The sequence below is a fragment of the Candidatus Cryosericum odellii genome (assembly GCF_003570935.1).
GTDB classification, from domain to species: Bacteria; Caldisericota; Caldisericia; order Cryosericales; family Cryosericaceae; genus Cryosericum; species Cryosericum odellii.
The window spans coordinates 6,391-15,504 of the sequence record NZ_QXIU01000231.1 but is presented as its reverse complement, the minus strand read 5'-3'; the positions used below and the strand labels follow the sequence as shown (position 1 = coordinate 15,504).

Annotated in this window: 9 protein-coding genes and 1 pseudogene; 4 read left to right on the top strand and 6 right to left on the bottom strand. The window is 57.9% G+C overall.

Annotation, left to right across the window (positions count from 1 at the left end; genetic code table 11):
- From SMC5_RS09620 to SMC5_RS09600, 5 genes are all read right to left on the bottom strand, one after another.
- Positions 1-191, bottom strand: a 191-nt coding sequence (locus SMC5_RS09620; protein ID WP_207799201.1) for an NUDIX domain-containing protein, incomplete at its 3' end; no start/stop codon positions are given.
- Positions 188-1,348 carry an MGDG synthase family glycosyltransferase gene (locus SMC5_RS09615; protein ID WP_119120544.1) on the bottom strand — a complete coding sequence of 387 codons (1,161 nt, stop codon included), beginning with the start codon at positions 1,346-1,348 and terminating at the stop codon, positions 188-190. The genes SMC5_RS09615 and SMC5_RS09620, both read right to left, overlap by 4 nt.
- Entirely contained in the window at positions 1,341-1,883 is a 543-nt protein-coding gene (locus SMC5_RS09610; RefSeq protein WP_119120543.1) for a biotin transporter BioY, read from the bottom strand. The genes SMC5_RS09615 and SMC5_RS09610 overlap by 8 nt, the downstream gene beginning before the upstream one ends.
- Positions 1,880-3,067, bottom strand: coding sequence for a M20 metallopeptidase family protein (locus SMC5_RS09605; protein ID WP_119120542.1), 1,188 nt, complete (start codon positions 3,065-3,067; stop codon positions 1,880-1,882). The genes SMC5_RS09610 and SMC5_RS09605 overlap by 4 nt, the downstream gene beginning before the upstream one ends.
- Positions 3,068-3,089: 22 nt before the next feature.
- The gene (locus tag SMC5_RS09600) at positions 3,090-4,007 is read right to left on the bottom strand and encodes an isoaspartyl peptidase/L-asparaginase family protein (protein ID WP_119120541.1); all 918 of its coding nucleotides are present in this window, start codon (positions 4,005-4,007) and stop codon (positions 3,090-3,092) included.
- Positions 4,008-4,129: 122 nt separating this feature from the next.
- On the opposite strand from SMC5_RS09600, the gene SMC5_RS09595 reads away from it, so the two are divergent.
- The 3 genes from SMC5_RS09595 to SMC5_RS09585 all read left to right on the top strand — a co-directional run bounded on the left by SMC5_RS09595 (position 4,130) and on the right by SMC5_RS09585 (position 6,929).
- A complete protein-coding gene (locus tag SMC5_RS09595; RefSeq protein ID WP_165846297.1) occupies positions 4,130-4,759 on the top strand; it encodes a class II aldolase/adducin family protein in 630 nt (209 codons plus the stop codon).
- A gap of 44 nt (positions 4,760-4,803) precedes the next feature.
- On the top strand, positions 4,804-6,294 hold the full coding sequence (locus tag SMC5_RS09590) for a sensor domain-containing diguanylate cyclase (protein ID WP_119120539.1): 1,491 nt from the start codon (positions 4,804-4,806) through the stop codon (positions 6,292-6,294).
- A gap of 173 nt (positions 6,295-6,467) precedes the next feature.
- Positions 6,468-6,929: a 23S rRNA (pseudouridine(1915)-N(3))-methyltransferase RlmH gene (locus tag SMC5_RS09585; protein ID WP_165846298.1), complete on the top strand. Its 462-nt coding sequence runs from the start codon at positions 6,468-6,470 to the stop codon at positions 6,927-6,929.
- A 497-nt stretch (positions 6,930-7,426) separates the two neighbouring features.
- On the opposite strand, the gene SMC5_RS09575 is transcribed toward SMC5_RS09585, so the two are convergent.
- Positions 7,427-7,993, bottom strand: a complete 567-nt coding sequence (locus SMC5_RS09575; protein ID WP_207799200.1) for a 2'-5' RNA ligase family protein — start codon at positions 7,991-7,993, stop codon at positions 7,427-7,429.
- 363 nt (positions 7,994-8,356) lie between these two features.
- On the opposite strand from SMC5_RS09575, the pseudogene SMC5_RS09570 reads away from it, so the two are divergent.
- A pseudogene (locus SMC5_RS09570) lies at positions 8,357-9,114 on the top strand (hydroxylamine reductase); the annotation flags it as partial.

The window sequence follows — 9,114 nt, the reverse complement described above, 5'->3', positions numbered from 1 at the left end:
GTCTCCTCGAAGATCTCGCGGAGGCATGCTTCGTCTGGTGTCTCGTTGGGCTCCACGTGACCGCCAGGGTAGATCCAGACATGATGTTTGCGGTGATTTACCAGCAGGATGCGGTCATCTCGCAGGACAAAACCTGACGCGGTGAAGTGTTTGGGCAGGAGCTGCGCCCAGGTCGGCAATAATTCCGTCATGATGACTCTGTTGGCGATGTCGGGCGATATACGTCTTCACAGATCCTTGCGACGATGTCCTGCGTGGCGTTGGGCCTCCCCAGGCGCCTGAGGTTACCGGACATCTCTGACCCCCTGCCTGTAAACATGAGTTCATCGGCGGCACGAAGAAGCTGATCGGCATCCTCCGCGGCATATGCGGCTTCGTGTTGTGTCAGGAACCGTGTGTTCGCGGTCTCCTGGCCCGGGAGGGGCTCGAAAATGACGAGCGGGACACCGACAGCCGCCGCCTCGGCAAGCGTGACGCCCCCTGCCTTGCTGACAAGCAGGTCGGCTGCCTGCATATACGCGGGAATCTGGTCAGTCCAACCGACTGCTCTGATGGTGTGCCTGGACGAACGCGCGATGGCCATGCTCCCTATCTGGCTCTGGACATCAGCGTTGTTGCCGCAGAGAGCCATGACGGTGACGCGCTCTCCAAAGGGCCTGGACGTCAGAGTGTCACATGCCTCGAGGATATGTCCGAGGCCCAGTCCGCCTCCCGTGACGACGGCCAGATGAGCGTCCTGCGGGATACCCAGCATGGCACGGGCTTCCTCCCGCGCACGGTGGACGGCGAATGCCGGACGGACGGGAATGCCGAAGGAGTAGATGGGTTCGCGGAGACGCCGGTGGGTAGCCTCGAAGGTGGCGGTGATTTGCTCGTTTGCCGAGACGTGCCAGTTGACTCCCTTGGACATGTACAGCGTCTGCAGGACGTAGTCGGTGAAGCAGTTGATGAGCGGTGTTCCCTGCATGCGGTGCCGTTTGACTTTTGAAAGCGCCAGCGTCGGCCAGAGGTTCGTGGAGATGATCGCGTCGGGAGCCTCCATGAGCGCCAGCTCTTGCAGCCTTCTGTAGCCGACGTTTGCGAGAAGCCGCGATGTGCGCTCCGCCTCCCTGAGGTCTTGGGTGACGGTGTGCTGGAAGGCCAGATCGTAGGCCAGGGGGAGGATCCTGACAAGTTGCAGGTAGGCGTCGCGCATGACAAAGCGCATGGGTGCGGGGGCCTCGTCAAGGAAGTCGACGTATCGCGTTGCCCAGCCTCGCTGCTCGAAAACCTCTCCCAGCGCGCGTGCCGCCTGTTCATGTCCAGCACCCACGCTGGCGTAGGCCAGCAGGACCTTATAGTCAGCCATCCTCCACCTCAGCCAGGGCCGAACGAAGGGGACGCGCGAGGGCGGCGACCACGGCCATTTTGACGACGTCGAGGGCCAGGATCGGGATGAGGCCGACGAGAGCCGCTTGGGCGGCGCCCCCTCGCAACAGGAGAACGTGCCACATCCAGAAGATGCCGGGGACATAGATGAAGATGAGCGATCCTTCTGCAAGAACCAGGTCACGCCACCGGGAGTCCCAGTGCCAGTGCTCAACAATGATACCGACGACGATGGAGGCGAGCAGAAAACCGGCAAGGAAGCCGCCTGTCGGTCCCGAGAGAGCGACCAGACCGGAGGCTCCCTCTGCGAAGACCGGCAGGCCTACCAGTCCAAGCAGCAGGTAGGCCAGGACGGCAATGTATGCGCTCGTGCCGAAAAGGAGTGGTGTCAGCACAACAAATGCACTCTGGAATGTTATCGGGACCGGCCGGAGGGGGATGCTGACGTAGGCGCCGATGACCAGGAGCGCCACCATGACGGCAAGCTGCGCAACACGCCGTGTGGAGAGTTTCACGACAGGTAGCGCCTCACGACGGCCACGAATATCGACACCGAGACAGGGAAGATGTCCTCGTCGAAGGTGAACTTTGGATTGTGGTGTGGGGCGGTGAGACCCTTTGCCACGTTTTTTGTTCCGAGAAAGATAAACGCCCCGGGAACCTGCTGAAGGTAGTAGGCGAAGTCCTCTCCACCCATGCTGATCTCAGGCTCGACGACGTTGCTTTCGCCGACGACCTGCTGGAGGATGGGACGCAGGAAGGCGACGGATTCACAACTGTTGATGACGGGCGGATACCCGAATTGATAGTCGATTGTAGCAGTCGTGCCAAGAGCTTCGGCCGTATGGCTGACGATGCGGCGCAGACTGGCGGCGCCGAGTTCGGCGTCTTCCCGCGACAGTGCGCGCAGGGTGCCGGTCATGTGGACGCTCTGGGGGATGATGTTGAACGCAGAGCCGCCGTCGATGGTGCCGATGGTCACCACACGCGATTCGAGAGGATTGGTCTCACGCGAGACGATCGTCTGGAGGGCGGTGACAATCTGAGCGGCGGCCACGATTGGGTCCGCGCCGAGGTGTGGCGCCGCGGCGTGTGTGCCCTTGCCGGTGACCGTCAGCTCGAACCGGTCGGCTTCTGCCAGGAGAGGTCCCGCACGCAGACCGACCTTGCCAAACTCGAATGTGTTCCACAGATGCATCCCGAAGACAAAGGTGACATCCGGGTTCTGGAGGATCCCGGCCTTGACACATGGTTCCGCGCCGCCGGGCGAGAGCTCCTCTGCCGGTTGAAAGAGCAGTTTGACCGTACCGCCAAACTGGTCCCGGTGATCGACCAGCCAGTGCGCGACGGCAAGCAGTGTCCCGGTATGGCCGTCATGGCCGCAGGCGTGCATCACACCGTTGTTCTGTGAGGCAAATGGAAGACCAGTCTCCTCAGTCAGTCGCAGGGCGTCGATGTCGGCGCGCAATAGGAGGACCTTGTCGTTCGCAGGACCCTGCGTTCCGGTGATGGTCGCCGTGACCCCGGTTCCTGCTATGGGTGAGGGATTCAGACCCAGGCTGTGCAAGCAATCAGTGATGTACTGTTGTGTTCCCTGTTCCTCGAACGAAGGTTCCGGATGGGCGTGCAGATAGTGACGGTGCTCCGCTGCTTCTCTCGCGTATGTGTCGATGTCGAACATGTTTTCATCTCTTTCCATAGTCGTTCCAGATGTGTGAGGGTTACAGCTCTGCGACTGGTTCGGACATGCCCTTCTTGAAGTAGGCGTGGGGCATCTGCGGTGTGTTCTTGGCAAAACCGACGCCACCCTGATTGTCGACGACGATGATCCCCGCCTCGGTCCCCAGGATGTTGCTGAGCATGTTCACTGCGCCAGACGCGGCGCCCTGGGCGTCGAGCCCCATGCGCATGAAGTCACAGGCGGTCTTGGTGATAAGGGTACGCATCATGCTCTCACCCAGTCCGGTCGACGAGGCGCCGCCAAAGTTCGTGGCATACGTCCCTGCGCCGGGCAGTGGGGTGTCGCCGACTCGTCCCAGCATTTTGAGGAAGACGCCACCCGTGGATGTGCCCGCGGTTACCTCGCCCTTTTCGTCCACGGCGACGGCGCCAACGGTGCCATGCATGAACTCCGGATGTTCCTTCATGAGGGCCTTGAGCTTCGGCCAGTCGCCAGCTTCACCACGGAGGAACTTCTCGCGATATGCTCGCCACTGGACGCGCCGTTGCTCAGTAATGGGATCGTGAGACGCGATGCCCATCATGCGAGCAAACTCCTGAGCGCCACCGCCCTGAAGAAGCACGTGGTCCGTCTTCTCCATGACCATGCGCGCCAGCGAGATGGGATGCTGGATGTTCTTGATGCCGGCGATGGCTCCAAATCCAAGTGCAGGACCATAGGCAACGGCTGCGTCCATCTCAACCTCTCCGTCGAACGTCAGCACGGAACCCGTGCCACAGTTGAACAGCGGATTGTCTTCCAGGATCTTGATAGCAGTCTCCACAGCGTCCAGCGAGGATCCACTGCCCGCAAGAACGTCACTCCCGGCTTTGACAGCCTCCCGGACCCCGGCAATAACAACTTCTTCCTTTTCGTGGGGTACTGCTCCGACACCGCCATGAACGATGATCGAGTACATTGGTCCTCCACACTGAACATGATTACCTACCTTGCAAGTATATGGTATACTCAATGAATGACAACCCGGCTTCAGAAGCGACGCAAGAGCTCGCAGTCCGGGGAGGATATGGGGAGGGATGGATGGAGACAGCAACAAAACTTGTTGAGATAGCGAAACGGTTGTATGACAAAAACATGAACGCCGCCCTGGGTGGCAACGTGAGTATTCGTCTGGGAGACGAGATCGTTATTACACCAGCCGGCATCAACAAGGGGTTCATGACGGACGATGACGTAGTCGTCGTCGACATTGAGGGCAACAAACTGCGTGGAAACGGCACGCCATCATCCGAAGGTAAGATGCACTACGAGATCTACAAGGGCCGACCAGACGTGAACGCCATCATCCACGCTCATCCCCGGTTTGCCGTTGGCTTTGCACTCGCCCACCGCGAGATTCCGGACGACATTCTGCCGGAGGCGACCATCCTGCTGGGCTATGTTCCCTGTCTGCCGTACGTGACGCCATCGACGATTGAGCTGGCGTGCGAGGTAGCCGAGGGACTTGCTCACCGCAACGCCGTGTTGATGGCGAACCATGGCGCGATCACCGTCGGCGCGGACCTGGAGGAAGCGTACAACCGCATGGAGCTCCTCGAGCAGACGTGCATGTCTGTGGTGTATGCGACAGTCCTCGGGAGCGTGCACCACATCCCGGAGGCAGAGATGGAGTTTTTCGTCGACAACTTCGGACTGAAGCGCGAGGGCTGAGCAAGACTGGAAAATCTGCCGATAGTTGCTAAGATGCAATTAATATGAGCGCGACACATGCCACTGGTGTCATCGAGCTGTACGAATTGCAGAGCATCCTCCAGGAACGTTCGCACCGGAAGGCGGTACAGCGGGCCGTAGAGGTGATTGCACGTCTCGTACCGTCGTGCAGTGTGACGCTGATGACCATCAGTCCGCGGGGACGGCTGCGCATCGAGGCTTGGGTGAACGTCGCCACCTCCATCGTTCGCAGCGCTGAACGCAACTTCAACCAGGAAGGCCTGCCCAAGAATCTTGCAGACCTTGTCCATACGAAGAAGCCAGCGATCATTGAGGACCTCAGCTCATATGCTGACTGGCGCGAGCCGGTACCTCCTACTGGTTCCTGGGCTGGCTTCCCCATCCTCCTGCATGGGCGCGTCATTGCCATCGTCAACGTCCAGACCATCGAGCAGCGCCTAACCCCTGACGCAGTCGCTGACATCGAACCAGTGGTGAACACCATTGCACTCCTTATTCTGCGCTATGAGGAGGCGCGTGAACTGGCGGTGCGCAACCAGCAGATGAACGTCCTCTATGAGATGGCCGTAGCCGGCGCACAAGCAACCGACGAACAGGAACTGCAAGCCCGGCTTGATCATGTGCTCGAACTCATCGGTCATGCCCTGGGGTATGGACATGCCGTCGTCCTGTTGCATGACCCGCGACGTGAGATGCTGGTGCTCAAGGCCAGCCGTGGACGTGAAATCGGGCATGCCGGCATGGAAATGGATGAGCACAGCGGCAAGGGCGTCACAGTGCGCGCATTCCGGTCGTCGAAGCCGGTTCTTGTCCGTGACACAAGGCGTTACGCCGGATTCGTCGAAGGGTTGTGGCCGGCACTATCCGAACTGGCGATGCCGCTGCTTGCCGGGGGGCACTGTGTCGGGATACTCGACCTCGAGTCGCCCAAGGTTGCAGCGTTCGCGCTCTCCGACGTCCGGCTGCTCACGCCGTTCGCTTCGGGGCTTGCCCTGCTCATCGACAACCAGCAGAAGACAAAGCAGCTGCGCGAGCAGGCAACCCGCGATGGACTTACGGGGTTTTTCAACCGCCGCATGATGGATGAGATGGTACCTAGGGAGCTGCAGCGAGCGGCCCGGTACCATCGAGACATGAGCCTGGCCATGTTGGACGTCGACGGTTTCAAGGCTGTCAACGACACTCTGGGCCATGACGAGGGGGACCGCCTGCTGCAGGCCTTTGCGGGTTGCATCCGCAAGATTGCCCGGGCCTCTGACTTGTTGTACCGCTACGGCGGGGACGAATTCCTGCTCTTGTTGCCCGAGACGACGTGTGAGCAGGCTGAGGAGATCCTGAAACGCCTGGATGGTGCCATATGCCCGGAGCTGACCACGACGCTGGGGCGTGTGACGTTTTCGGCCGGTATCGCCAGCTATGTCAGCGATGCCTCTGCAAAAGACCTCCTCAAGCTGGCTGACGACCGATTGTACCAGTCCAAACGGCTTGGCAAGGGGCACATCACCAGCCACTAGAAAGTCTTTATTCTTGCATGATGCTGTGGGTCTCCGCCTTCGCGGGGACGACAAATTGAAACCCTTCTGGTTGTCACTCCCCCCGAGCATTTCCTTCCAATGGGAGTGGCGCTCTGCCGCGCATGCGGGAATCCAGTTCTTGTCCGGGGGACTGCAACCGCTATACTGACCGCATGAAGATTATGATATGCGCCCAGGGCGGCGGTCTCAAGAAGTCCTACAACAAGATGGCACAGGACGAATATTGTCGCCGCATCGAACACTACTGTGAGCTGAGTGTCATCGACGCCGCATCGAGGCAGCTTGCCAACTATGCACGGTTCGAAGAAGGCGCGCGTGTCCTGCTTGATCCCCGTGGTCAGGAGATCACGTCGCACGAACTGTCCGAGCGCCTGCAAGACCTCATGAACATGGGGACACGTAAGTTATCGTTTTTCATTGGCGGCGCCGAGGGGTTCAATCCCGCCCTGCAGACGTACATCGAACAGAATGTCGGAGTCCGCCCTCTCTCTCCCGGCACGAGCATCCTTTCGTTCGGAAAGCTGACCCTGCCGCACGAACTGGCACGGGTGGTCCTCCTGGAGCAGCTCTACCGCGCATTCTCCATTCTCAAGGGAGAGCCGTACGACAAGTAGTCTGTCTCAACTGTGATGACAGCAGTCACAATCAGCAGTTAGAGTTATCCACACCCTGCAACCGGTTGCAACAAAACCAGAACAGCCCATTAACAAATCGTCTGTGGGCCTTTGCTGACACCTTTTCCCAACATGCTGACAGGTTATCCACAAGCTCAGACTGCGCTTTTGTGCGGCTCAGCCGTCATCTTCCCGAACTTCCGATATGGGGTCAGCTGGTAATTGCACTCTAGGTGGTACATGCCCGGGTCAGTTTGATCTGGCTCAGCACCCGCCACACGAGGAGCATCCGGAGCCGCCACAGCTGCAGGAACCTCCTTCACAGCCGTCATCCCCGTCGGCGTGAGCATGGACAGTCTTCGCCAGTTGGGATTCCTCGCCGCAGTCAGGGCACAAGGCAGTCCATCTTGTACAGGGACCGTACGTCCGGTCGACCCAGTCGGTCTTGACGCCCTCTGCCTCGAACTTTGTGTGGCACGTATCGCAATAGAAGATACTCATGGTTCCTCCTTGAGGACAGTTCTCCGAAACGCATCCGGGCGTTCAGGTGTCGGAGCAGGTGCCCCCGCGTTCAATGCCCCAAGCTCCACCGTGTCGACGCACTGCCAGATGTCGCCTTCGTCAGCCTGGAGATAGGAGATGTACGCTACGCGGAACGAGAACGGGACCAGTTCAGGACGGACCGCGTCCATTGCCTGAAGTAACGCTTGGCGACCAGTGAAAAATCCGATGGAGATGTGCGGCACGAAGTCGTTCGCGCGGTCGAACGCCACGTCCGGAAATGTTTCCAGGATCGTCTTCCGCATCGTGAGCAGTTCGTCGTGAGGGGCAGTCGGCCGCAGCCAGAGCACAAGGTCGTCCATGAACGTGCCGAGTTCGGCGACGCGGATGGTGAACGGGGGAATCCGGGACAATGCCTCCCTGATCCGGGGATGCGCAGGCATCCAGTCGCAGACGTCGAGTTCAGGTGCAACCGCGAGCGTAACGTGCGGCGATATACGGGCCACGCGTGGATCATACAGTCTGCGGAAGTTATTCACATAGTCTGCTGCGTCACCTGACACAGCGACTGTGATTGCTCCACCCTTGCGAAGTCTTTTCCTGTCCTGTTCCATACTATTAGTATATGAGCATTGGACCTGCCCGCAACGCAGGACCTGGGCCCATCCCGCAGCACATGCCCTTCCGCAGTGTACCCCACGATTCTTGACAATTGGTGGCCCTCACCTATCGTGAAGGCATCAGGGTGGTATGACCACCAGTCGTGGTATGCTCGAAGAAGTGAAGAGGTATCCATTTGATGACTGAAGAAGGAAATATCTTATATGGATATGCCTGATGAATGGGCCGCTACGCTGCGCAATGTCTTACACAAAGCGGAAAGAATGATCCAGGATGAAACATCCGAATAAAGGGAGGAAAATTTGATGAGTATATTTTGTTACCAATGCCAGGAGACGGCAAAAGATACAGGCTGTGAAATCAAGGGCGTTTGTGGTAAAAGCGAAGAGGTTGCAAAGCTTCAGGATTTACTGATTTACACTCTCAAGGGTATTTCTGAACTAGTGGTTAAAGGAAAGTTGAATGTTAAGGAATTAGGAACCATCAACCATGAAGTGCTCAACAGCCTATTTATGACGATTACGAATACCAATTTTGATGACGCGGCATTTGAAAAAGAAATCAACAAGATGCTGGNNGTTCGTTCTTTGAGAGAATTGATCACGTATGGTGTTAAAGGTTTAGCGGCATATACACACCACGCCCTTACTGCTGGAAAGGAAAAGGACGAGCTTTATGCCTTTGTTTATGAAGCACTGGCAGCCACATTGAATGATGGACTTTCTGCAGATGATTTAGTGGCTTTGACCTTGAAAACCGGGCAATTTGGTGTTACAGCAATGGCTTTGCTTGACGAGGCAAACACATCAAAGTATGGCAATCCTCAAATTACAGAAGTAAATATAGGTGTCAGAAATAACCCGGCAATTTTGATATCGGGTCATGACTTGACAGATCTTGAGCAATTGTTGGATCAAACACAAGGGACCGGGGTCGATGTTTATACTCACGGTGAGATGTTGCCTGCCCACTACTATCCTGCCTTCAAGAAATATGACAATCTCGTTGGAAATTATGGCAATGCCTGGTGGAAACAGGTCGGAGAATTTGAAACCTTTCATGG

Excerpts from the sequence above, each read along its gene's own strand:
- SMC5_RS09615 (WP_119120544.1), bottom strand. The coding sequence starts at position 1,348 with ATGGCTGACTATAAGGTCCTGCTGGCCTACGCCAGCGTGGGTGCTGGA.
- SMC5_RS09585 (WP_165846298.1), top strand. The coding sequence starts at position 6,468 with ATGAAGATTATGATATGCGCCCAGGGCGGCGGTCTCAAGAAGTCCTAC.
- SMC5_RS09605 (WP_119120542.1), bottom strand. The coding sequence starts at position 3,067 with ATGGAAAGAGATGAAAACATGTTCGACATCGACACATACGCGAGAGAA.
- SMC5_RS09595 (WP_165846297.1), top strand. The coding sequence starts at position 4,130 with ATGGAGACAGCAACAAAACTTGTTGAGATAGCGAAACGGTTGTATGAC.
- SMC5_RS09590 (WP_119120539.1), top strand. The coding sequence starts at position 4,804 with ATGAGCGCGACACATGCCACTGGTGTCATCGAGCTGTACGAATTGCAG.
- SMC5_RS09600 (WP_119120541.1), bottom strand. The coding sequence starts at position 4,007 with ATGTACTCGATCATCGTTCATGGCGGTGTCGGAGCAGTACCCCACGAA.